Raw genomic sequence first — 23,192 nt, 5'->3', positions numbered from 1 at the left:
CGCTCAGATACAACAACGCCGCCCTGAAAGGCGGCGCTGTCGTCTTGGCTTAAAGTCAGCCGACCTGCGGCTGCACTGCGGGTTCTGCGGTCTCTTCCACCGCCTCCTCTTCAGCTGGCTCATATTTCGCCACCACGGCCGTGGCCAGGCTGTTGCCGATCACGTTGGTGGCCGTGCGGCCCATGTCGAAGAACTGGTCGATGCCGATGATCAGCAGCAGACCGGCTTCGGGCAGATGGAACATCGGCAGCGTGGCTGCCACCACCACCAGCGAGGCACGCGCCACACCGGCCATGCCCTTGCTCGTGAGCATCAGGACCAGCAGCAGCGTCAGTTGCTGCGTGAAGCCCATCTCGATGTTGTAGGCCTGCGCGATGAACAGCACCGCAAACGCCTGGTACATCATCGAGCCATCGAGGTTGAACGAGTAACCCAGCGGCAGCACGAAGCTCGAAATGCGCTTGGGCACGCCAAAGCGGTCCAGTGCCTCGATCGTCTTCGGGTAAGCGGATTCGCTGCTCGCCGTGGCGAACGCCAGCAGCGTCGGCTCACGAATCAGCCCCAGCAGACGGCCCAGCGAACGACCCAGCAGCAGGTAGCCGACAAAGAACAGGATCGCCCACAGCAGCGCAAGGCCCAGGTAGAACTCGCCGATCAGCTTGCCGTACGTCCACAGCACGCCCACGCCTTCCACCGTGATGGCGGCGGCCATGGCAGCAAACACGCCCAGTGGGGCGAAGCGCATCACGTAGTCGGTAATGCGGAACATCAGCTTGGTCAGCTCTTCCAGGCCACGGCCGATCACGCTGTCCATCGGGTTCTTCATCGTCGACAGCGCGGCGCCGAAGAACAGCGAGAACACCAGGATCTGCAGGATCTCGTTGGTGGCCATGGCCTCCACGATGCTGCGCGGGAACACGTGCGTGATGAAGGCCTTGAGGGTGAAGTCACCGGTCTTCAGGCCCGACGTGGCCGACACATCCGGCAGCGCCAGGTTCATGTGCACACCCGGCTGGAAGAAGTTGACCAGCAGCATGCCCAGCGCAAGCGACGTGGCCGACGCGCACACAAACCAGATCATCGCGCGCAGGCCCACGCGGCCCACCGAACGGCCGCCGCTCATGCTCGCCAGGCCGGTCACCAGGGTCGAGAACACCAGCGGTGCAATGATCATCTTGATCATGCGCAGGAAGATGTCGGTGATGATGCTGAAGTACGAAGCGATATCCTTGGCCGCCGCGGCGTCCTTGGCATATTCGTGGCAACCCCAGCCGACGGCAATGCCCAGCAGCATTGCCAGCCCGATATGGGAGGTCAGACGTTTGGTGTTCAAGACTTTCTCCAAGGAATATCGTGGCCGGAGGGACGGCGCGCGACAGACGCGGATCTCATGGGGCCAAGGGCTGGCCCAACTTCGTCACGCTTTGTAAAAAGCGACGATATTAGAGAAGCGCATGGCGATCGTTATGTCGATGTTGCATGGCACCATGCAATTTCTGCATACATTGATATGGCGCCGTTGACGCCTTGCTGCGATGCCGCACGGGCAGTGGAACGAGCCCCTCCGAAGCGGATTATTGAGCCGCACGCAATGCCGTCACGGCGTACCAACAAGCGCCGCTTCAAGCACATGAAATGCGACGCATGGACCACGTAAGCCGCTGATACCATCATGGGCTTACGTCACCTACCCGGAGTCCCGCGATGAAAATGGCGCCCTTCGCCTTTGGCACGACCGACTGGTCCGCCGTTGAACCTACCGAGCACACCGGCGAGACCGGCATGGCGATCTGGCGCACCCGTTACTTCGGGGACGAGTCAAACCGCATCCGTGTACGCATGGTCGAGTACACCCCCGGCTACTTGGCTGACCATTGGTGCAAGAAGGGCCACATCCTGTTCTGCCTGGATGGCGAATTGGAAACCACGCTGGAAGACGGCCGCAAGTTCACCCTCACGCCGGGCATGAGCTATCAGGTGGGCGACGACGCTGAAGCCCATCAGTCCTACACCAAGAACGGCGCCAGGCTGTTCATCGTCGACTGACAGCGACACGACCATTCTGCGTCGCAAATGGCCCCGGTTGACCGGGGTCAAGCGATTTAAAAATCAAGGTCTTTAGGGCTCACCGACCACAATATGTAGTGCTAGTCTGACTCCATACCACTAGATGGAGTACCTCATGACGGGCACACAGGTCACCAGGCAAGTCACCAAGCGCGACGGTTCATTGGCCCCGTTTGACGCGCAAAAGATCCGCCAGGCCATCGCGGCAGCCGGACAGGCCACCGGCGAATTCGACACCGTCGAAGCGCAGCGCCTGACCACGGGCGTGCTCGAGCATCTCGCCTCGCTCCCCAGCCCCGGTATCGAAATCATCCAGAACTGCGTGGAAGAGGTGCTGGTCGACGCCGGCTATTGGCGCACCGCGCGTGCCTACATCGTCTACCGCGAGCAGCACGCCCGGCTGCGTTCGCTCAAGCACACGCTGGTGGAAGTCGCGAGCACGATGGACGAATACCTCGAGCAGCGCGACTGGCGTGTGAATGCCAACGCCAATCAGGGGTACAGCCTCGGGGGCCTGATTTTGAACGTGACGGGCAAGGTCACCGCCAACTACTGGCTCTCGCATGTCTACAGTCCCGAGGCGGGCAACGCGCACCGCGAGGGCGACATCCACATCCACGATCTCGACATGCTGTCGGGCTACTGTGCAGGGTGGTCGTTACGGCAGTTGCTGAGGGAGGGATTCAACGGCGTGCCGGGCAAGGTAGAGGCGACGCCGCCGCGGCATATGTCCGCAGCCATCGGGCAGATCGTCAACTTTCTCGGCACGCTGCAGAACGAATGGGCCGGCGCGCAGGCGTTCAGTTCGTTCGATACGTACATGGCGCCGTTCATCCGCCGCGACGCGATGTCGTATGCGGCGGTCAAGCAGTCCATGCAGGAGCTGATCTACAACCTGAACGTGCCCAGCCGCTGGGGCACGCAGACGCCGTTCACCAACCTCACGTTCGACTGGACTTGCCCGGCGGACCTGCGCGAGCAGGTTCCGTACATCGGCGGCGAAGAGATGCCCTTCACCTACGGCGACCTCCAGCCCGAGATGGACATGATCAACCGCGCGTACATCGAGGTCATGATGGCCGGCGATGCAAAGGACCGCGCGTTCACGTTCCCGATTCCCACCTACAACATCACGCCCGATTTCGATTGGGAACACCCCAACACCACGCTGCTGTTCGAGATGACGGCACGCTACGGGCTGCCCTACTTCCAGAACTTCCTCAATTCCGATCTCGAGCCGCACATGGTGCGCTCGATGTGCTGCCGCTTGCAGCTTGACCTGCGCGAACTGCTCAAGCGCGGCAACGGGTTGTTCGGTTCGGCCGAGCAGACCGGCTCCATCGGGGTGGTGACGGTGAACTGCGCGCGATTGGGACACCTCTACGCGGGCGATGAGGCGGCGCTGCTGGCGCGGCTCGATACGCTGCTCGCACTCGGCCGCGACGTGCTGGAAGTCAAACGCAAGTTCGTCCAGCGGTTGATCGACCAGGGGCTGTATCCGTACACGCGGCGCTACCTGGGCACGCTGCGCAACCACTTCAGCACGCTCGGCGTGAACGGCATCAACGAGATGGTGCGCAACTTCACGCACGATGCCGACGACATCACCACGCCATTCGGCCACGCCATGGCGGTGCGCCTGCTCGACCACGTCCGCCAGCGCATGACGGAATTCCAGGAGGCCACGGGGCATCTGTACAACCTCGAGGCCACGCCCGCAGAGGGCACGACTTACCGCTTCGCCCGTGAAGACCGCAAGCGCTGGCCAAACATACTGCAGGCCGGCACGACCGCCCAGCCGTACTACACCAACTCCAGCCAGTTGCCCGTCGGCTACACCGACGACCCGTTCGAAGCACTGGCTCGCCAGGAAGCGCTGCAGAGCAAGTACACCGGCGGCACGGTGCTGCACCTCTACATGAACGAAGCGATCTCCTCGCCGCAGGCGTGCAAGGAACTCGTGCGCCGCGCGCTGGCGAACTTCCGCCTGCCGTACATCACCATCACCCCGACGTTTTCAATCTGCCCGAAGCACGGCTACCTGTCCGGCCATCACGCGTTCTGTCCGAAATGCGATGCAGAACTGCTGGCTCAGCAGCCTCATGGCAAGTGCGGCTGCACAACGGCGGACACCCCAGGTTCTTCCACCCACCTCCATCACGAAGGAGCCTCCGTATGACTACCGCTGCACACACCGCCAACCACACCGCTGTACTCGACGACAACCAGCGCACACGATGCGAAGTCTGGACCCGCGTGATGGGCTATCACCGGCCCGTCAGCTCGTTCAACATCGGCAAGCAAGGGGAATTCTGTGAACGCCGCTTCTTTGTTGAAGACCGCGCCCGCTGAGCCACCGCACTGCCCGCCGCCGGCCATCGGCGGCCTGGCGCCGTTTTCCAGCGTCGACTGGCCGGGGCAGCTTGCGGCGGTGGTATTCGTGGCCGGCTGCCCGTGGCGCTGTCATTACTGCCACAACCCGCACCTGCAAACGCGGGCGCGCACGCTGGATTGGGACGATGTCTTCGCGTTTCTACAGCGTCGCGCGGGCCTGCTTGATGCGGTTGTCTTCTCCGGCGGTGAACCGCTGAGCGAACCGCATCTACCGCAACTGATGCGCGACGTGCGCGCGCTCGGCTACAAGATTGGCCTGCACACCGGCGGTATTTATCCGGCGCGCCTTGCCGACGTACTGCCGCTGGTGGACTGGGTCGGGCTCGACATCAAGACGAGCGCACCGCGCTACGACGCGCTCACAGGCCGCCGCGGGAGTGCTGCGCCGGTCGAAGCATGCCTGGATCTTCTGCTGCAGAACGGCGGCGCATTCGAGTGCCGCACCACGTGGCACCCCGATTGGCTGCCAGAACCCGAACTTCTTGCGCTGGCGCAAAACCTCAGCCGGCGCGGCGTGAAACACTACGCACTACAAGCCTACCGAAGTGCCCCCGGAACCCCGGCCATCACGCTGCCCAGCGAGGGCACCCAGCGCGCATTGGCCGCCTGTTTTTCTTCTTTCTGTTGCCGGTGACACCATGCACGACCCCCTCGATGTGGGCGCTCTGCTCAAGCACAGCCCGCTGTTCCTGGATTTTGACGATGATGACATGGCCGTGCTTACGCGTGACAGCCACGCAGTGCGCGTGTCGCGGCACGACTTCGCGTTTCACCGCGGCGATCGAGCCGATGGCTTCTACGTCGTGGTGGTCGGTGCGATCAAGCTTGTGTTGCCGGGTGCGCACGGCCAATGCAAGGTCATCGAATTCTTTGGCCCGGGCGCGTGTTTTGGCGAGCCCTTCATGTTCCTGAACCGCCCTTACGCGGCAGATGCGCAAGCCATGGAAGACAGCCTGCTGGTCTGGATCGACAAGCGCGCCATCGACGATGCACTGCACGTGCATCCGCGCCTCGCGCGAGAAATGCTGGCAGGGCTGTCCGCGCGACTGCACACGTTGATGTGCGACATCGAAACCGTGAACCTGCAAAGCGCCAATGAACGGTTGATCGGGTATTTGCTCTCGCTGCCGCGCAAGTTTGACCGCACGCGGTTTCCATGCAGCAAGAGCCTGGTCGCGTCCAAGCTGGGGCTGGCGCCGGCCACGCTTTCCCGCACGCTGCGTCAGTTGATTCGCGACGGACTGATCCGCGTGGAAGGCCGCGAGGTTGTCATCCCGAACACCACGGCGTTGCAGCGCCAGCTCATCGCGGGATAAAAGCAGGCAATCGACGCAGATCAATCGCCTGCGGTATCAAGGCGATGCTGGAGCGTGTTGACTGCGTCATCGACCAGCGCAGCGGCGGCACTCAATTCGTCGTCACTGCAATCTGCGTGATAGCGCTTCTTGGCGCCGCACTGGTTGAGCACGAGGTGAATATCCGGCGCCACGCCCGCCGTCGCCAGGCAGGCCTTGACGCACGCCAGTGCGCAACCGTCGAGCGCGAGAATGGGCCGCCCGCTGCGTGCTGTCTTGACGAGCGCCCGCACCCCGCCGCCGACACCGCTGATGCAGGACATCTCTGCCCTGCCTGCACGGTCCAGATCGACGGCCAAACGATTTGCCGCCTGCGCCACGCTTGAACAACCAGAGCATGCATAGACGAGCGGCAATGCACGTGATGACATGGCGCCCCTCGCTATCGCGATTGCCAGCGTGCAAGCCACGCCGGGCGTGCAGCCGCATCGAGCCAGTTCTTGACGATCAGCCCAAGCTCCGTGTCGCCTGCGATCTTGAGGCGGCGCTGGAAAAACAGCGTATCTGCGTCGGCAGTGCCCCGAATGAGCGCAACGAAATCACCCACACCGGCACGCAACTCCAGCTCCGGTTCGGGGCTTGAAGCGGAAAGCGTGTGGAACGCTCCACCGCGGCAGCAAAAGCAGGCGCGCAGGCCGAGGTCCTCCACGGTGATGGCAAAGCGCCGCCCTTCCAGTTCCGGGGGCGGCGTGAGCCACGACAGGCGCCGGGCCAGATCGAGCCCCATCACAAAGGGGAACGACGTGAGCGGCACCGGCAGGCTGCGCGCCATGCGGACGAACATTTCGGGAGGGCGTAAGCGTGTCATTGCGGCGACTCCAACCATTCAATGCCGGACTGCCCGTGCCAATAACCATTGCAGCGCCCAATGCCCTCCGGAGGCTGCACTTCCCGCGCAGGCAGACCAAGGCGCAGGGCATCCAGTGCCGCCAGGGCGTCCAGCGTGCCTTGCGATTGTGGGCTGACACGCAGCACCTTCACGCCCAGTGCAGACAGCGCGGGCGCCTGATCGAGAATGTCGAGGCATTGCCCCGATTGCGTCTGGATACCGTTGATGGCGAGAAACTCCTGCCCTTCGCGCGTGCGCACCGCCAGGCCATCGGGATGCTCGATGCAGCGGAAGCCGCAGTCGTCCTTGTTGAGGCGAAAGTGCCGCGCCGTAAAGCAGCGTGCAGAAAACGCCAATGGCAAGCGTCCCCACACCATCGCTTCGATCGCCAACTCGGCAGGCTTCTCGCGCATCAGCTCGGCCAGTGTGGCCTGGCTCATCTCCAGCGGCATGACCGCACGCACCGCGCCCAGCCCCGCCAGCCACGCCAGCGTCGCGCCGTGATATGCGTTGCAATGCGGCCCGGCAACGAATGGCCGACCGTTCAGCAACCGCACAGCGCCAAGCTCGCCGGCTTCGACCATCCAGTCGTCCTGCTGACATTGCTTGCGCAACGCCTGCGCCTCGGCACTGGTTTCGATGAGCGTGCGCGTCGACAGCACCACCGATTTGCCGGCCTCGCGCAGCATGGCCGCGATATCGAGCCAGTCGTCCGCCCGCAATTCGTGGCGACGGCTGCAGACCGTCTCGCCCACGTAGACGATGTCGACAGGGCTGGCGGCGACCTCCGTGTAAAAGTCGAATGTCTGTAGCCGCGGCCAGTAATACAGTAGCGGACCAAGCGAAATTTCGTAAGACATGATGTGCCTTCTATTTCCAGGGCCGATCAAACGCGCCTTGCGTGACATGCGCGCCTTCTGCGTGGCGCACGAGTGCCGCCTGCCAGTCGGGCTTGACGGAGAAGCGCGCCGGGTCTGCCTGTGCCGCATCCAATGCGGCGCGCAATGTGGCCACCACCTGCGCAACGTAAGCCGGACTGCGCTGGCGCCCCTCGATCTTGATTGCCGACACGCCCATGGCGATCAGCCGGGGCAAAAGGCTGAGCGCATTGAGGCTCGTGGGCTCTTCCAGCACGTGGTCGACTTCGCCGTCGACAAGAAAGCGCCCCTTGCACAGCGTCGGGTACCCAGCCGGTTCGCCCGGTGCGTATTGGTCGATCATGATGTTGTTCAGGCGTGCATCCAGGCTGCCGTCTCGCTCCACCCAGCGCACAGCATGCGCAGGCGAACACACGCCCTTGTTGTTGGGCGAATCGCCCGTGGCATACGACGACAACAGGCAGCGCCCTTCGGCCATCACGCACAGGCTGCCAAAGCCGAACACCTCGATCTGCACCGACGTCTGCTGGATCACGCGTTCAACTTCGGTCAAGGTCAGCACACGCGGCAACACAGCGCGGTGGATGCCGAACTGCTCGCGCATCAGCTCGATGGCGCCGGCATGCGTGGCCGAACCCTGCACCGACAGATGCAGCCGAAGATTCGGATAGCGGTCGCGCGCATAGGCCATCAACCCGGGGTCGGCCAGGATGACGGCATCGGCGCCCAGCATGTAGGCGGCATCGACGGCCATGCGCCACTCGATGGCACGGCCAGGCTGCGGAAACGTGTTGATGGCAAACAGCACCTGGCGCCCTTTCCGATGCGCAAATTCGACCCCGGCACGGATGTCGTTCTCGGTAAAGTTCAGGCCGGCGAAGTTGCGCGCGTTGGTCGCGTTCTTCAAGCCGAGGTAGACGGTATCGGCCCCGGCCTCCACCGCCGCCTTGAGTGCGGCCAGGCTGCCTGCGGGCGCCACCAGTTCAATGGGGGAAGCGTTCTGTGTCATGGCGGCCAGTCTGCGACTTGTCCGCCATTGTGGTTTTGCGTTCCGTCAACCGGGCGCAAACGCTCGCGAGACACGGCGAAACGTCAGCAGCGCCCGGCACAGCATCGCACCCAGCCACGCGTGCGACAGCGCGAACAGCACGCCGGCAATCACCGCCATCCGCTCAGGCTGCAACGGCACCAGCAATAACGCCAGCAATACGAGCAGCAGCAAGCGCGCGTGCCAATGCTGCTGCCGCTCGCCGATCAACGTTTGCATGGCCGGCAGCCGCACATGCCGCGGCACGCGTCTGCGCAAGTGCATCCAGATCATGAACGGGATGATCTTGCCGAGCATCGCGTTGACAGGCAGCACGCCCCCGCCCACCAACGCCAACACGCCCATCTCCCACGCGATGGGCCAGTCTGCCGGCAACCACGATGCGGTCAGACCCAACAAGGCAACCACCAGCCAAGCAACGGCAGCCGCCAGCCACAGCCGCCAGCCCGGATCGTGCCGACGACGCGCGCTGCACACGGCGCGCACGCCCGCCATCGCCAGCGCTGCCAGCGCGAGCCATCCCCATGTCTGCCAAAACACCGCACCGCCCGCCCCGCCGGACAGACTCCCAATGATCAGCGGCGCCCACAGCCACCACGGCATCAGCCGATGCCAAGACGCTGGTAGACGCGGTGTCTGCCAGAACATCGGCAGCACGGTCGAGGCCACGCCCGCAACCAACGTTGCCAGCCAGCCGCCGAGGCCCCACCCGGCATGCAAAGCCAGCAGCCCGGGGGATGGCGCGAACCATCCGCTGGCCAATGCCGTGGCGAGCGTTGCACCGCTCGCCAGCGTTGCCAGCAAGGCCCAGCCGATGCGGCGCAGTGTTCGCACCGTCGCGTGCGTGGCGCGCGTCTGCACCACGCGCATCCCCGCGACGGCGATCAACGCAGCGGGCACAGCCAGCAGCGGCGCTCCCAACCATGCAGCCAGCACGAACGCGCGATGGCTTGCGCCCAGGAAACCCGTTGCCAGCGCCGATGCCGTTGCCACGCACCACAAGGCCACCCAAGGTGACACCCGTCTAGCGCCACGGACTGGCACGCCGGCCACCACGGGCAACAATTGAAATAGCGCACCGAGCATTGCCGGCAAGAGCATGCCAACGGCCAAGGCGTGCACCAGCGCGAGCGACAGCGGAGCGAACCGGTCAGGCAAACCCGCAGATGGCTCCAGCGCCAGCAGAAGACCGGCCGCTGAGCCCATCCACGGCACCGGCAGCAGGCAGCCGAACACCACGCCGGCGGGCGGCATGCGTTCGTAGAACAGCGTGGGGGCGGTTGGCATCTGTCAGTCGGACATCTATCCAGCCGACCACGTTAGCGCAGACGCGTGGACCTGCGCTTGATGTGCGTTAAGCGTCAGCGCGGTGTGAATCCGATGGAGCGCCGCTCACGCAGTTCCGGCTTGATGGAATGCTCCTGCCGCAGTTGCGCAAGGAAGGCCTCCGGGTCAAGCGTCTCGCCCAGCAGCACAGACTGCTGCTTGACCACCGCAAAGTCGCCGGGCGTGAGCATGTCGAGCGACGCCAGCATTTCGCGCCACACCGGCTTGAGCGCCTCGGCCTTGCCGCCTAGCGCCTCGGCAATGAACATCTGCTCACGCTGGGCACGTACGAGCGGCTTGAAGCGGATCTTGAACGCAAACCGCCGCAGCGCCGCTTCGTCAATCCGATCAAACAAGTTGGTCGTGCAGACGAAGATGCCGTCAAAGCGCTCCATGCCCTGCAGCATCTCGTTGACTTCCGACACTTCGTAATTGCGCACCGCGCCCTGGCGGCTCTGCATGAAGCTGTCCGCCTCGTCGAGCAGAAGCAATGCGCGCTCTTCTTCTGCTCGCGAGAACATCGCAGCAATCTGCTGCTCGGTTTCGCCAACGTACTTGCTCATCAAGTCCGACGCGCGGCGAATCATCAACGGCATGTCGAGCTGCGCCGCAATGTGCTCGGCCAGCACCGTTTTGCCCGTGCCCGGCGGCCCGTAGAAGCACAGCGTGCCGCGTCGCCGTGCGCGCAGCGCTTCGATGATGCGCTCGACGGAAAACCGTGTCTCGAGGTTCAGGTAATCCAGCTTGTATTCGGTCACGACGCGGTGCGCCTGCACGTCCGGGCGCAAGCCCATCGCCTGATCGGCGTGGTCCAGCTGACGCTCGATCAGCGATTCGGCAGGCTCTTCCATTGCCGGCTGCGTCAGGCGCGCAAAGCGTGCGGCAGAATCGATCTGCGCAGGCGTGAGCGTCTTGCGCGCCGCCAGCTTGGCCATGAACGCGTCCGACACCTCCAGCCCTTCCAAATGCTTGCGGATGATGCTTTCGCGCACCGTCGGCGGCGGCACCTTCAGCTCAAGGTGGAACTGGAAGCGGCGAAGATATGCCGGATCGATCTGGCGGATCGAATTCGACACCCAGATCACCGGCACAGGGTTCTGCTCCAGCGTCTGGTTCACCCACGCCTTGCCGTTGACCGAGCCACGCGGCTCCTCGTGGCCGAAGAGGCTCATCAACTCGCGCGTCGGGCCGGGGAACACGTCTTCCACTTCGTCGAACAGCAGTACCGCACCGGGCCGCCCGCGCAGGAACGCCTGCGACACCTGCAGCGAGCGATAGCGGTCTTTGCCCGTGAGGCTGTTGCCGTCCTTGTCGAGACAATCCACCTCGTACAGTTCGCAACCAGCGTCACGTGCCAGTACGCGGGCCAGTTCCGTCTTGCCGGTGCCAGGCGCGCCGTACAGCAGGATATTGACGCCCGAGGCACGCTGCTGCGACGCGTTCTCCAACAGCGCGGTCAGGTAGCGCGCATCGGTTTCCACATGCGGGTAGTCGGACTGCGACAGCGTGGTCGACGGGGCAGGCCGCGTGAAGACGGCCATCATGTCCGCCTCGCTGGCGTAGTCGCCCAGCAGCACATGCAGCAGGCGGTCGGAGATGCGCATCAGATCGCCCAGGTCGGTGACGCTGTTCTCCGGCAGAGGCGGCTCGATGAGACCCAGCGTCTCCAGTCGCGAACCGGGCCGCAATGACGCGGCAACTTCGGACGTGCTCGCCCCCGCCAGACTGGCGAGCAGTTGGAACGCTTCCTGGCTGTGCGCAACCTTGCAATCGACCATCACTGCGCGCAGGTCGCGCTTGTACTTCACCAGGGAGGCAAACAACAGCAGCGCGCGTTCGTGCGGCGGCAGGCCGAGCACGCGGGCCAACATGTCGATGTTGCCGACGAGCAGGACACGTTCACCGGACAATCGCTCGCCCAGCGCATCGCACGACGCGCCAAACACGGTGAACATGTCCTTGGCGTGATGCTTGACGTACTCGTCGAGGTAATAGAACAGCGAGCCTTCATCGAAGGCGCTGCTCCACTGGCCGTGGCGCTCCATGAAGGTGGGCAAGTCGAGCTTGCCGACCGCACGCCAACCCGGCATATCGGCGCAGCGCGCAGACAGAAAACGCTGCAGCCGCTGGATGACCGTGACGGGCCAGATCAGCTCCGGCGCGCAAACGGTGAGAATGTCATTGATATTGGTGCGCAGGTTGAAGCGCAGGCCCATCGCACAGACCGTGCGCAGCGCAAACTGTGCGCACATGGAATCGAGCGAGGACAACAGCAGCGCCTGCGGCTGCCTGCCGCCCGTGGGGACGAACGTGCCATCGTCGTCAGCGTCGTCCATGTTGAGGTTGGCTTCATCCATGGTCGCCCCCTTCTTCCCCGTTTCACGGTTGGCCGGCCGGTCACCGTGTTTGAATGGTTTTCATCCTAGCGCGTTTGCGCACACAGCGTACCCCGGGTGGACCCGTGTCTTTGCAAGTTGCGCGCCCGCAGCGCCTTGAATGGCCAACCGCCTGCACAGGCAGTTTCCCGCCATCGGCCGTCTGGACGTGAGTCCCACCCCACGAAAGAGAGGGAATTTTGTGCGCAAATAGGAATCATTATCGTTTATACTTTGCCTATCGGCCCAATAGACTGAACGCAAACTCTGTTCGGTTGTCGCAACACTGTTGCACTTGCAGGCCTACAATACCTGTCACGCTGGCGACGGCCGGCTGGCTTCAACGCTAGGCGCCATGGAATTGCTCCTGAGTCTGCTCATCAGCATTGGGGTTTCACTGATCGTCTTCGGCAAGCGCTGACGCTACGCCGCTTTCGTCGTTCATCCCACCACCATCGCATCGCATTCCTTTTCTCTGCTTTCGATTCACGGTCGTTGATGATTCACCCTCGTACTCTCAAGATCCTGGTGGTCGTGCTGTTGCTGCATGCGGGCGTGCTGATGCTGATTCAGCTTGGCCTGATCGCGCCGCGCCCGACTGTCGAAGAACCACTGGAAATCCAGGCGCACATCATTCCGGCCGCGCCTGAGCCGATCAAGCAGCCGGAGCCGCCCAAGCAGCAGCCGGTCAAGCAAGAGGCGCCCAAGCCCGTCAATATCGTCAAGCCGGTCGCGCAACCCAAGCCCACGCCGATGCCGACGCCCACGCTGCCGCCGTCGGATAATGCCCCCGTGGTGCCCGCCGCACCGCCCACGCCGCCGGCACCGGCTCCGGAACCTGCGCCCGCGCCGGCCCCAGTTTCGTCTGGCCCGATCAGCGTCGGCATCAACGACATTCAATGCAGCGATCCGCCGCTCGTCTATCCCAGCATGTCGCAGAAGATGGGCGAGGAAGGCCGCGCCATGGTCAAGATTTCCATTGGCACGGCGGGTGAAGTCACCAACGTGACGGTCACCTCGTCGTCCGGCTCGCCGCGCCTTGACCGTGCCGCCACCGATGCCGCGCGCGCCATCAAGTGCAGCCCTTACAAGCAGAACGGCCACGCCGTGCCCGTGGTGGCCAGCAAGCCGTTCGTCTTCAAGCTCGATAACTGATTCGATCCCGCTTCTCGCTTAGCCTCTCGCTCAATTCAGGACATTCATCATGCAGGAACTCGGTCTTTCCCATCTCTGGACACAAGGCGATATCGTTACCCGCGCCACGGCAATTCTGCTGCTCATCATGTCGCTCGCCTCGTGGATCGTCATCTTCACCAAGGCATGGGACATCGTGCGCCTGAAGTCGATGGCGCAAGGCGCTGAAAAGCGTTTCTGGCACTCGGATGACTTCGATCACGCCATGCAGACGCTGGGCTCAGCCAAGGACAACCCGTTCCACATGTTGGCGCAAACCGGCCGCGAGGCTGCACAGCACCATCGCGCCAGCCAGCCGCAGCTGCACGATGTGATGGACATCTCCGACTGGATCACGCGCTCGCTCAAGAGCGCGATCGACGAGTCGGTGGGCCAGATGCAATCGGGCTTGGCCGTACTGGCATCGGTCGGCTCAACCGCACCGTTCGTCGGTCTGTTCGGCACGGTGTGGGGCATTTATCACGCCCTGCTCGGCATCGGCGCCGTGGGCGTTCCGACCATCGACAAGGTGGCCGGCCCCGTGGGCGAATCGCTCATCATGACCGCCTTCGGTCTGGCCGTGGCCATTCCCGCGGTGCTCGGCTACAACGCCCTCACGCGCGGCAACAAGGCCATCATCGCCAAGCTCAACCGCTTTGCGCACGACCTGCACGCTTACTTTGTGACCGGCGCACGCCTGCGCCCGGGCACTTCGCGTGACGACGCCGGCGTGCGTCTGGCGGCGGTCAAGCAGCAGTAAGGAGAGGCCATGTCCTTCGGATCTTTCGACAGCGACGACGAGGTGATGAGCGAGATCAACATGACGCCGCTGGTCGACGTCATGCTGGTGCTGCTGATCATCTTCATCATCACCATTCCGGTGATCAACCACGCGGTGAAGATCGACCTGCCGCGCGCGTCCAACAAACCCGACGACGCCAAGCCGCAAAGCGTGAACGTCGAGATCAACGCAGACGGCCAGGTGTTCTGGAATAACCAGCCGGTCGACGAGGCCACGCTGCAGGCCGACATCGCCCAGGCCGCACAGCAGCAGCCGCAGCCGGAAATGCACCTGCGCGCTGACCGCAACGTGCGCTACGAGCGCGTGGCGCAGGTGATGGCCTCCATCCAGCGTGGTGGGCTTTCCCGCATCGGCTTCGTGACGGAGCCGCAGCACTAGGCGGCACGCATCACCGTGCCCAACGAACCTCGTCTTCGAGGGTTCGTCGCTTCAGAACCTAACGCAACCGGGCCACGCGCCCGGTTTTTTTTTTCGAGCACGGACCAGCGCATTCTCAGATCACGCTTGTAGTGATAACGATTCTCATTTACTCTATCTGGAATTCGCTGGGCTGACTTCAGCCAGCGCCCCAGCCTCGTTTTTCGCTCGCCAGGACATTGCTATGAATGTTGCCGAACACCAAGACGCAGGACGTACCGTGACGCGTCGTCGTCACGTCATCGTGGCTCGCAAACGCCCCGCCGATCTGAATGCCGCGCCCGCAACGGAGGCCGCATCAGCGGCACCCGAAGCCGTGCGGGATATTCCGTCTGCCATCGGTGACACGCGGGTGATGACTTCCGAGCAACTCTTTGCCGGCCAGAATGCCGTGGCCATCCGTCACAACGGCGCGATCTACACGCTGCGCGTCACGCGCTTCGGCAAGCTGATTCTGACCAAGTAACACCGCAACAGGTACCGGCTTTTGTGGGGACGTCTCTCTCAGGAGACATTCGGCCCTAGCCAGCCGTCGTCGCTTCGCATGGCTGTTTCGCATGGCCAGACGACCGCCAGCCACGCCGCTCTTTCCCTGCATCGCGCGCCCAAAGAAAAAGGGCGCGACCACTGCCGCGCCCTTCCCTTTGCTGATTCGTCCAGCGTGATTGCGTATCAGCAGATCACGTTCACAGCGGCAATGCCCGCCTTGGCGATCACCACATCTTCCGTGGACTTCACGCCCGACACACCCACCGCACCGGCGCACACGCCTTCCACCATCACCGGCACACCGCCTTCGAGCATGCCCTGCAGATGCGGCGCCGACAGGAACGAGATACGACCGTTATTGATGATGTCTTCGTAGATCTTCGACTCGCGACGGCCCAGCGCTGCGGTACGGGCCTTTTCCGGGGCGATGTACGCCGAGATGGTGGCGCAGCCGTCCATGCGGCGCAGGCCCATCAGATGGCCGCCGTCGTCCACCACGGCGATCGTCACGTTCCATTGGTGCGCGCGCGCTTCTTTCTCGGCAGCGTCCAGGATCTTGGTGACATCGTCCTGGCACAGGCACGGTTTCGTTTTCATGACGTTCTCCTTGGTGGTTGTAATGCAAAGGCGCAAGGGCTGTGTAAAGCCCGTATCAGGCAAAAGTATGCCATCGGCAGTGAGCGCTTCCACAGCATGATCCCGCACCCATGACGCAAAAGAGCCGATACATTCCTGCGCTTCAGTATCGTCGAGTATCGTTGCGCTTGCGCCGTACGCCAGCGTTTCCTGAGTCCCTGGGGAGCCTACGTTAACACGCGGCATGCATCATAAAGATGCACAAAGAAAAAGCCCGGGTATGGCCCGGGCTTGATGTTGCGATGCGGCAGCAACCCTGCCGCTCTCGGTTTATGACGGACGGCCGCTGCAAGCGCCATCGGTGTAGGGGTCGGCGCGCCCCATCTTCGCCCCGTCGGTATAGGGGTCGGTGCGGCCCATTTTTGCGCCATCGGTGTAGGGATCAGCACGGCTGACCTTGGCCCCATCGGTGTAAGGATCGGCGCGGCTCACCTTGTGGGTGGCCTGATACGGATCGCTCGAGCCGGCGTGCGCGACCGCCGCGCCTAGCGCCAGGGCCAAGCCGCTTGCGGCTGCAACCAAGGTGCGCGTTGCAAAGCGTTGCGTGGTGACTTGCATGAGGACTCCTTCGGTCAGGACACTGCGAACATGACGTGCGCCGCTGTGACACACGTGTCCGCGTAATTCACGCGGACGTCATATCGACCGGGTGAGCGAGGCGCCAGTTCTCCACCGCGCTGCTTTGTCACGGGGCTGGCTACTCGATTACCCGTCATCCAAATTGACGCACGTGCCATGCCACCGGGGCTCGTGCCGCCAAAGAAAAAAGCTCCCGAAGGAGCCTTCTCTTGGCAGATGCCCGCTTAACGCCAGTGGCGCCAGTGACGGCCGTCGTACCAGCGATAGCGAGGACCCCAACGGTACCAGCCGGGGCCCACCACAACCGGGGCCGGGCCATACGCAGGCGGACCGTAATACACAGGCGCCGGGGCGTAATACGCCGGAGGCGGCGGGGGCGGGTAGTAGACCGGAGGCGGCGCCGGATAGTACACCGGCGCAGGTGCCACATACACAGGCGCCACCGGCACGCCAAACCCGATGCCGACGCTCACATGCGCCGACGCCATCCGCGGCACGGCCAGCACTGCCAGTGCGGCTGCACCTGCAATCCACAGCACATTGCGTCGAATCATCTTGATCACCTGCAGCTAGAGCGCCGAGCGAGTCCGTAGCCGGCGCGGAATACGGTATCTGTATTGTATTCAGGGCCGCTGACACAGGTGATACGGCGCTGGCGAATTAGTAACAGAACGTAACGCCACTCCGCGCATCACGCTCGCCTCATCAGTCCAGCGCGGGGCTGCAGTCGAACTCGCCTGCGGCGATCATCGCTTCGGCATACGCTCGCGCGGCTTCCAAGGCTCTGGCGGCGCTCGAATACGTGTTGGCGGATTCGCGCACGGTGGTGCGGGCTAACAGGGTCTCACCGTTACTGGCGCGCAGGATGCTCACTTCTGCGCGCCATGCTTGCGGTGAAAGCTCATAGGCGGATACCTCGATTTTGCAGTCGTCTCGGAAAGTCATGTGGCCTCCGGTTCGTATTGGATAGGTCGAGCTCCGTGTCAATGCACGAAGAGCCAGATCACCAGCAACACAAGCGCGGGAACACCCAAGAGCCACGCAACGAGATAGGGCATGAGAACCTCCCACATGTTGATAGGCATGTAGGAAGTGTAGAGACGCGCGCACCGGCGGAGTGTCGAGTTCCGCCCGCGCCGTTTTGTAGGACTGTACCGAAATGACTGTCGGCCCACGCCGACGCTTCTCACCCGTACAGAGGAGGCCTAGTGTGCAGTGCCGTCCTTGGCGGTTACGTCACTTGGGCTCAGGATCCGGCTCGTACCGGCATCTTCAGCCGCCTCTGCGGCGGCCACCTCCAGGCCGACCGATGCTTTGAAAAAATTCACGGCCGCCTCGGCACCAGGAGGCGCGGCGTCCACAAGGTTTTCCGCGAGGAAGCCCCATTGGCGGCGCACTTCGTCACCGTGGCGTTGCAAGGCGCGGGCAATTCCGTTCTGTGTCTCGACGCCGATTTCAACAAAGTTGCGGGTATAGCCAGAGACACGTTCGCCAGCCGGTTGCAGATAACGCGCTTGTGCGTTCCACCATTCGCCGGCGTCGTGCGCACCGGCGGCGTCGTGCAGGCAGTGCTCCGTTTCGCCAAGACCGGTCTTGAGGGCCTGCAGATTGAGCCCGATCAAGCGATTGACGCCGTTCACGGCCTCTTCCGTGACCGCCATCCAGGTTTCGAGCTGCGATCGTTGCAGAACGCCGAGTTGCTCCAGAGTCATCATGTCGGTTACTCCCTCGTGAGATCGGTGAATACGTCCAGCATGTGCCGGGCGTTTCAGTGTAGCCGCGCAGGATGCCGATTTCCTTGACCTCAACCGTTTGTCCTACAGGTGTTTCGGACGCCATCGCCTGCGGTGCCGGCCATGTGCGCGTTAGAGTGAATCGCATCCTTCACCAGACCACGGAGTCACGATGAAACGTCTCGCCGCCGCCCTGATCGCTGGCGCCACCATTGCCGCCACACCGCAGGCTTTCGCGCAGGTCGCGGGCCACGCCGCGCTAGGGGTATCCGTTACTGAACTCGATGCCGTCATCAAGGGCGTGAGTGTGAAGAAGCAGGTGCTGGGCAAGCCGGTCTACAACGAGGCCAAGGAGAAGGTCGGCAATGTGCAGGACTTGATCGTGACGCCGGAAAACGCCGTGTCGTTTGCCATCGTGGGGGCGGGCGGCTTTGTGGGCCTGGGCCGGCATGACGTGGCCATTCCTGTGAATCAGTTCCAGTACGATCAAGGCAGAATCGTGCTGCCTGGCGCGACCAAAGACGCCATCAAGGCGCTGCCGGAATTCAAGTACGAGCGTCAGCAAAAGCCGGCCAAGGCCTGACGAGCCGGGGAACTTTGTCCTCTGCAGCCACGCTGAAGGTGTGGGAATCGGCTGACAAGCCTTTCAGGCAACCTGCCCTGCACATAGCGGCGTGCATGCTCTTGAATGAAGTTACACAGACGACAAAAGGAGTTTGTTATGCGTGCCTTCGTATCCTTGATTCTGGCGGCCGCATTGGCATCCGTCAGCGGATGCGCGGACATGACGCCAAAGCAGCGCAACACTGCGCTAGGCGCAGCCGCAGGTGGTGTCGCCGGGGCGGCCATCTGGGGCGGTCCGGGCGCCACGCTGGGTGGTGCGGCACTGGGTGGCGTGGTCGGTAACGCCGTCACCAAGTAACCCCGCCAGAGCGCGCAGTGATGCGCGCGCTGCAAGCTCGGGCCAGGCATGTCGCCTGGCCCTTTTTGTTGCCTGAGAGCCGCGCAATGTCGTCGCAGATTCCCCTCATACGCATATGCGGATGCCGGCGCATAATCGGCGTTTTGCAACGGAGGCAATGTGCGATACGAGCAAGAAGGTTTTGGCGTGAGCAGCACACCGATCCTCAGCGTCGAAGGCTTGCGCAAACGTTACGGCGACCAGACTGTCGTCGACAACCTGAGCTTCAGCGTGCGCCGCGGCCAGTGCTTTGGCCTGCTCGGCCCCAACGGTGCCGGCAAGACCACCACGCTGCGCATGCTGCTCGGCATGACGATGCCCGATGCGGGCAGCCTGAGACTGTGCGACGAGCCCGTCCCCGAGGCCGCGCACCGCGCGCGCATGCGTGTGGGCGTCGTGCCGCAGTTCGACAATCTCGATCCTGATTTCTCCGTCTCGGAAAACCTGCGGATCTTTGGGCGCTACTTTGGCCTCTCGTCTGCGACCATTCGCGAGCGCATTCCTACCCTGCTGGAGTTCGCGCGGCTCGAACAGAAGGCCGATGCGCCCGTACGCGCCCTCTCGGGCGGCATGAAGCGACGGCTGACGGTAGCGCGCGCGCTGATCAACGATCCCGACATCCTCGTCATGGACGAGCCCACCACGGGGCTCGACCCGCAAGCGCGACATTTGATCTGGGAGCGCCTGCGCTCATTGCTCGCAGCAGGCAAGACCATCTTGCTGACCACGCATTTCATGGAAGAAGCCGAGCGCCTGTGCGATGAGCTCTGCGTGATCGACAACGGCCGGAAGATCGCGCAAGGCAAGCCACAAGAACTCATCGCACGCGAAATCGGCTGCGACGTCGTAGAAGTCTACGGCGACGACCTCAACGCCCTGCGCGCGCTGCTGACACCGCTCGCTGATCGCGTCGAAACCAGTGGCGAGACGCTCTTCTGCTATGCACGCGATCCGCAGCCGCTGGTGGCCGCGCTGCGCACGCAGGCAGAAACGCACACCATGCCCGGGCTGCGCTATCTGCACCGCCCGGCCAATCTCGAAGATGTGTTCCTGCGCCTGACCGGCCGCGAAATGCGCGACTGAGAGAACCGCCCATGTCCACTGAAACCGCACTCACCCCAACGCAGAAACGCGCCTTTCCGCAGCCCCTGCTACCACTGAACTTCCGCAACTGGCAGTACGTCTGGCTGCGCAACTTCATGGTGTGGCGCAAGCTGGCCATTCCGTCGATGGCCGGCAATCTGGCTGACCCGATGATTTACCTGTTCGGCCTTGGGCTCGGCCTGGGCCTGCTGGTCGGGCGCGTCGACGGCGTGTCGTACATCGCATTCCTGGCAGCCGGCACGGTGGCGTCCAGCACGATGATGTCGGCGAGCTTCGAGGCGATGTATTCCGCGTTTTCGCGCATGCACGTGCAACGTACCTGGGAAGCAATTCTGTACGCGCCGCTCAGCCTGGGTGACGTGGTCCTTGGGGAGCTGCTCTGGGCCGCCAGCAAGTCGGTGCTCTCGGGCCTGGCGATCATGCTGGTTGCCGGTGCTCTCGGCTATGCGTCGATGCCGCAAGCACTGCTCGCCCTACCCGTTATCGTGCTGACCGGCTTTACCTTTGCCTGCCTGGCGATGAACATGACGGCGCTCGCGCCCAACTACGACTTCTTCATGTTCTACCAGACGCTGGTGATCACGCCGATGATGCTGCTCTCGGGCGTGTTCTTTCCGCTCTCGCAACTGCCGGCGCCCGTGCGCGCAGCGACGAGCGTGCTGCCATTGCCGCACGCGGTAGACCTGATCCGCCCGCTGATGCTGGGCCGCACGCCGGAGAACATCCTGCTGCACCTCGGCGTGCTGCTTCTCTACGCCGTTGGCGCGCTGCTGCTGTGCCTGTGGCTGCTGCGTCGTCGCATGCTCAAGTAAGGCGCGATCGCAACGCCCAACAAAAAAGCCCGTCGCGATGACGGGCTTTTCTTTTGCTGCGCTCGAGATTTACTCGTTCACGGCAGAGCGCTGCAGATGCAATTGCGTACGCGGATCATCGTTCTGCGCATTCTCACGATCGGCCTTGGCCGAGTTGTTGCGCGCAGCCTCCAGGCGATCAAGGTAAGCCTCGTCAATGTCGCCGGTTACGTATTTGCCGTCAAAGCATGACGCATCGAAATCCTTCAGCGCCGGATTGACGTCGCGCACGGCGCGCTTCATGTCTTCCACGTCTTGGTACACGAGCTGGTCGGCGCCGATGATCTTGGCAATCTCTTCGTGCGTGCGGCCATAAGCCACCAGTTCGCCGCGCGTCGGCATGTCGATACCGTACACGTTCGGGAACTTCACCGGCGGCGCGGCCGAAGCGAAGATCACCTTCTTCGCACCGGCATCGCGCGCCATCTGCACGATCTCCGACGAGGTCGTGCCGCGCACGATGGAGTCGTCGACGATCAGCACGTTCTTGTCCTTGAACTCGATCGCCATGGCGTTGAGCTTCTGACGCACGGACTTCTTGCGCACCGCCTGGCCCGGCATGATGAAGGTACGGCCAACGTAGCGGTTCTTGAAGAAACCTTCGCGATACGGCACGCCCAGGTGGTTGGCCACTTGCATTGCGGCCGGACGCGATGAATCCGGGATCGGCATCACCACGTCGATCTTGTCGGTGACCTCGCGCTTGATCTTCTCGGCCAGGTAATCGCCCATGCGCAGGCGCGCGTCGTACACCGACACGCCATCCATACGGGAGTCCGGGCGGGCGAGATACACGTATTCAAAAATGCAGGGCGAAAGCACAGGGTTGGCGGCGCATTGCTTGGTGTGCAGCTTGCCCTCGAGGTCGATGAAGATGGCTTCGCCCGGGGCCACATCGCGCTCGAACTTGAAGCCGATGCCTTCCAGCGCCACGGACTCCGAAGCGACCATGTATTCGATGTGGCCCTCCGGCGTTTCCTGGCTACCAAGTGCGAGCGGGCGGATGCCAAACGGGTCGCGCACAGCCAGCACGCCGTAGCCGGAAATCTCGGCAGCGATGGCATACGAACCGCGCACGCGGCGGTGCAGGCCTTCCACGGCCGTGAAGATGGAATCGCGATTCAGCGGGATGTCGTTGCTGGCGCGTTGCAGCTCGTCGGCCAGCACATTGAGCAGCACTTCCGAGTCAGACTGCGTGTTGATGTGGCGGCGGTCGCGCCGGAACATCTCGTCGCGCAGCTGATCGGAGTTCGTCAGGTTGCCGTTGTGTGCCAGCACGATGCCGAACGGCGCGTTGACATAGAACGGTTGGGCTTCTTCTTCGCTGGAGGAACCCGCGGTCGGATAGCGCACTTGGCCGATGCCGCTCGTACCCGGCAGGCCGCGCATGTTACGGGTGCGGAACACGTCCCGAACCATGCCGTTGGCCTTGTGCATGTGGAAAGTGCTGCCTGATGCGGTGGCAATGCCCGCCGCGTCTTGCCCCCGGTGTTGCAGGAGCAACAGACTGTCGTAGATCAGCTGATTGACGGGCGTGGCTGAAACCACCCCAACGATACCGCACATGTCGAACTCCAGCGAGAACGTATTTGGTGGCGCCCACACCCGTTGCGGGCGCCGAAAAAGCTTTCCGGATCGCCTAGCTCGTGGCCAGGCGCTCCAGATCAATAGTGAACATACTTCGCGACGTCCGGGGGCAACAACGGCTTGGCCGCTTGTGCTGCCTGCTCCGCATAGGGTCGCGTAATCGCCTCGCGCCAGAACGGTTGCTCAGGCAGACTGGTAAAGCCGGCCACCGTCATCAACACGAGGATGATCACGCCACCGCGTGCCAACCCGAACACCATACCCAAACCGCGATCTGCCGGCTTGAGCCCCGCGCTCGCCAGGGCCGCCGAAAGCAGTGCGCCCACCAGCGAAGTTGCAATCACCGTCACGATAAACAGTAGGACGAAACCGAGAATGGTGCGTGCCACCGGCCCACCGGGCAGCGATTCCGGCATCCAGCCCGCCGCCACACCAGAAAACGTGTACGCCACCCACGCGGCAAACAGCCACCCCAGCAGCGCCAGCACTTCGCGGATCAGCCCCCGAAACAACCCAATCAGCGCCGATGTGACGATGATGAACAGCACACCGTAGTCAAAGAAAGTCGGTTGCATCGGGCAGCGGCTT

27 protein-coding genes are annotated in these 23,192 nt (G+C 63.3%); 13 read left to right on the top strand and 14 right to left on the bottom strand.

The genetic code is table 11. The features are described from left to right. Positions 1–55: 55 nt before the first annotated feature. Positions 56–1,333, bottom strand: coding sequence for a dicarboxylate/amino acid:cation symporter (locus tag ACTJK6_RS00220; RefSeq protein ID WP_440838094.1), 1,278 nt, complete (start codon positions 1,331–1,333; stop codon positions 56–58). 371 nt (positions 1,334–1,704) lie between these two features. Here ACTJK6_RS00220 and ACTJK6_RS00215 point away from each other — a divergent pair, with 371 nt between their 5' ends. The 5 genes from ACTJK6_RS00215 to ACTJK6_RS00195 all read left to right on the top strand — a co-directional run bounded on the left by ACTJK6_RS00215 (position 1,705) and on the right by ACTJK6_RS00195 (position 5,777). After that, positions 1,705–2,046: a DHCW motif cupin fold protein gene (locus ACTJK6_RS00215; RefSeq protein ID WP_232040378.1), complete on the top strand. Its 342-nt coding sequence runs from the start codon at positions 1,705–1,707 to the stop codon at positions 2,044–2,046. 136 nt (positions 2,047–2,182) lie between these two features. After that, positions 2,183–4,246, top strand: coding sequence for a ribonucleoside triphosphate reductase (locus tag ACTJK6_RS00210; RefSeq protein WP_440838093.1), 2,064 nt, complete (start codon positions 2,183–2,185; stop codon positions 4,244–4,246). Next, a complete protein-coding gene (nrdD, locus tag ACTJK6_RS00205; protein WP_316871375.1) occupies positions 4,243–4,419 on the top strand; it encodes an anaerobic ribonucleoside-triphosphate reductase in 177 nt (58 codons plus the stop codon). Before ACTJK6_RS00210 ends, nrdD begins: the two co-directional genes overlap by 4 nt. Continuing rightward, positions 4,382–5,095: an anaerobic ribonucleoside-triphosphate reductase activating protein gene (locus ACTJK6_RS00200; protein ID WP_440838092.1), complete on the top strand. Its 714-nt coding sequence runs from the start codon at positions 4,382–4,384 to the stop codon at positions 5,093–5,095. The genes nrdD and ACTJK6_RS00200 overlap by 38 nt, the downstream gene beginning before the upstream one ends. A 4-nt stretch (positions 5,096–5,099) precedes the next feature. Next, positions 5,100–5,777 (top strand): Crp/Fnr family transcriptional regulator, encoded by a 678-nt coding sequence (locus ACTJK6_RS00195; protein ID WP_440838091.1) that lies wholly within the window; start codon positions 5,100–5,102, stop codon positions 5,775–5,777. Positions 5,778–5,797: 20 nt separating this feature from the next. On the opposite strand, the gene ACTJK6_RS00190 is transcribed toward ACTJK6_RS00195, so the two are convergent. The 6 genes from ACTJK6_RS00190 to ACTJK6_RS00165 all read right to left on the bottom strand — a co-directional run bounded on the left by ACTJK6_RS00190 (position 5,798) and on the right by ACTJK6_RS00165 (position 12,254). Then, positions 5,798–6,187 carry a putative zinc-binding protein gene (locus ACTJK6_RS00190; protein WP_112184419.1) on the bottom strand — a complete coding sequence of 130 codons (390 nt, stop codon included), beginning with the start codon at positions 6,185–6,187 and terminating at the stop codon, positions 5,798–5,800. An 11-nt stretch (positions 6,188–6,198) separates the two neighbouring features. Further along, positions 6,199–6,624, bottom strand: coding sequence for a ubiquinone anaerobic biosynthesis accessory factor UbiT (gene ubiT, locus ACTJK6_RS00185; RefSeq protein ID WP_260802276.1), 426 nt, complete (start codon positions 6,622–6,624; stop codon positions 6,199–6,201). After that, positions 6,621–7,505, bottom strand: coding sequence for a U32 family peptidase (locus ACTJK6_RS00180; RefSeq protein WP_232040382.1), 885 nt, complete (start codon positions 7,503–7,505; stop codon positions 6,621–6,623). Before ACTJK6_RS00180 ends, ubiT begins: the two co-directional genes overlap by 4 nt. Before the next feature lie 10 nt (positions 7,506–7,515). Further along, entirely contained in the window at positions 7,516–8,532 is a 1,017-nt protein-coding gene (ubiU, locus tag ACTJK6_RS00175) for a ubiquinone anaerobic biosynthesis protein UbiU (RefSeq protein ID WP_253540058.1), read from the bottom strand. 45 nt (positions 8,533–8,577) lie between these two features. Then, the gene (locus ACTJK6_RS00170) at positions 8,578–9,858 is read right to left on the bottom strand and encodes a hypothetical protein (protein WP_440838090.1); all 1,281 of its coding nucleotides are present in this window, start codon (positions 9,856–9,858) and stop codon (positions 8,578–8,580) included. A gap of 74 nt (positions 9,859–9,932) precedes the next feature. Continuing rightward, positions 9,933–12,254, bottom strand: a complete 2,322-nt coding sequence (locus ACTJK6_RS00165; RefSeq protein ID WP_440838089.1) for an AAA family ATPase — start codon at positions 12,252–12,254, stop codon at positions 9,933–9,935. Positions 12,255–12,770: 516 nt separating this feature from the next. Here ACTJK6_RS00165 and ACTJK6_RS00160 point away from each other — a divergent pair. The 4 genes from ACTJK6_RS00160 to hemP all read left to right on the top strand — a co-directional run bounded on the left by ACTJK6_RS00160 (position 12,771) and on the right by hemP (position 15,130). Then, positions 12,771–13,427, top strand: a complete 657-nt coding sequence (locus ACTJK6_RS00160) for an energy transducer TonB (RefSeq protein WP_260802272.1) — start codon at positions 12,771–12,773, stop codon at positions 13,425–13,427. A 49-nt stretch (positions 13,428–13,476) separates the two neighbouring features. Next, positions 13,477–14,205, top strand: coding sequence for a MotA/TolQ/ExbB proton channel family protein (locus tag ACTJK6_RS00155; RefSeq protein WP_045203291.1), 729 nt, complete (start codon positions 13,477–13,479; stop codon positions 14,203–14,205). Positions 14,206–14,214: 9 nt separating this feature from the next. After that, positions 14,215–14,625 (top strand): ExbD/TolR family protein, encoded by a 411-nt coding sequence (locus tag ACTJK6_RS00150; protein WP_024975369.1) that lies wholly within the window; start codon positions 14,215–14,217, stop codon positions 14,623–14,625. A 223-nt stretch (positions 14,626–14,848) separates the two neighbouring features. Further along, positions 14,849–15,130, top strand: coding sequence for a hemin uptake protein HemP (gene hemP / locus ACTJK6_RS00145; protein ID WP_232040387.1), 282 nt, complete (start codon positions 14,849–14,851; stop codon positions 15,128–15,130). A 206-nt stretch (positions 15,131–15,336) separates the two neighbouring features. Here hemP and ACTJK6_RS00140 read toward each other — a convergent pair whose 3' ends face one another. The 5 genes from ACTJK6_RS00140 to ACTJK6_RS00120 form a co-directional block, all read right to left on the bottom strand. After that, on the bottom strand, positions 15,337–15,750 hold the full coding sequence (locus ACTJK6_RS00140) for a GlcG/HbpS family heme-binding protein (protein ID WP_024972523.1): 414 nt from the start codon (positions 15,748–15,750) through the stop codon (positions 15,337–15,339). Positions 15,751–16,059: 309 nt separating this feature from the next. After that, entirely contained in the window at positions 16,060–16,347 is a 288-nt protein-coding gene (locus tag ACTJK6_RS00135) for a hypothetical protein (protein ID WP_414560775.1), read from the bottom strand. A gap of 245 nt (positions 16,348–16,592) precedes the next feature. After that, positions 16,593–16,922, bottom strand: coding sequence for a hypothetical protein (locus ACTJK6_RS00130; protein WP_440838088.1), 330 nt, complete (start codon positions 16,920–16,922; stop codon positions 16,593–16,595). A gap of 151 nt (positions 16,923–17,073) precedes the next feature. Further along, complete coding sequence (locus tag ACTJK6_RS00125) at positions 17,074–17,313, bottom strand: hypothetical protein (protein ID WP_232040390.1); 240 nt, start codon at positions 17,311–17,313, stop codon at positions 17,074–17,076. Positions 17,314–17,573: 260 nt separating this feature from the next. After that, the gene (locus ACTJK6_RS00120; protein WP_260802269.1) at positions 17,574–18,083 is read right to left on the bottom strand and encodes a phasin family protein; all 510 of its coding nucleotides are present in this window, start codon (positions 18,081–18,083) and stop codon (positions 17,574–17,576) included. A 190-nt stretch (positions 18,084–18,273) separates the two neighbouring features. Between ACTJK6_RS00120 and ACTJK6_RS00115 the strand changes: the two genes are divergently transcribed. The 4 genes from ACTJK6_RS00115 to ACTJK6_RS00100 all read left to right on the top strand — a co-directional run bounded on the left by ACTJK6_RS00115 (position 18,274) and on the right by ACTJK6_RS00100 (position 20,978). Then, a complete protein-coding gene (locus ACTJK6_RS00115; RefSeq protein ID WP_260802268.1) occupies positions 18,274–18,684 on the top strand; it encodes a PRC-barrel domain-containing protein in 411 nt (136 codons plus the stop codon). Positions 18,685–18,822: 138 nt separating this feature from the next. Next, entirely contained in the window at positions 18,823–19,023 is a 201-nt protein-coding gene (locus ACTJK6_RS00110) for a glycine zipper 2TM domain-containing protein (protein WP_004634401.1), read from the top strand. Between the two features lie 159 nt (positions 19,024–19,182). Continuing rightward, positions 19,183–20,145, top strand: coding sequence for a nodulation factor ABC transporter ATP-binding protein NodI (gene nodI, locus ACTJK6_RS00105; RefSeq protein WP_260802267.1), 963 nt, complete (start codon positions 19,183–19,185; stop codon positions 20,143–20,145). 11 nt (positions 20,146–20,156) lie between these two features. Continuing rightward, on the top strand, positions 20,157–20,978 hold the full coding sequence (locus ACTJK6_RS00100) for an ABC transporter permease (RefSeq protein WP_232040394.1): 822 nt from the start codon (positions 20,157–20,159) through the stop codon (positions 20,976–20,978). 69 nt (positions 20,979–21,047) lie between these two features. Here the strand turns inward: ACTJK6_RS00100 and purF are convergent, their stop codons facing one another. Together purF and ACTJK6_RS00090 are read right to left on the bottom strand one after the other, a co-directional pair. Then, the gene (gene purF, locus ACTJK6_RS00095) at positions 21,048–22,583 is read right to left on the bottom strand and encodes an amidophosphoribosyltransferase (protein ID WP_232040395.1); all 1,536 of its coding nucleotides are present in this window, start codon (positions 22,581–22,583) and stop codon (positions 21,048–21,050) included. A 98-nt stretch (positions 22,584–22,681) separates the two neighbouring features. Further along, the gene (locus tag ACTJK6_RS00090; RefSeq protein WP_343661024.1) at positions 22,682–23,179 is read right to left on the bottom strand and encodes a CvpA family protein; all 498 of its coding nucleotides are present in this window, start codon (positions 23,177–23,179) and stop codon (positions 22,682–22,684) included. Positions 23,180–23,192: the final 13 nt, after the last annotated feature.

Source organism: Ralstonia sp. 22086 (genome assembly GCF_052045975.1).
Classification (GTDB): Bacteria; Pseudomonadota; Gammaproteobacteria; order Burkholderiales; family Burkholderiaceae; genus Ralstonia; species Ralstonia wenshanensis.
The sequence above is the reverse complement of the archived record's forward strand: the minus strand, read 5'-3'. Positions and strand labels throughout refer to the sequence as shown.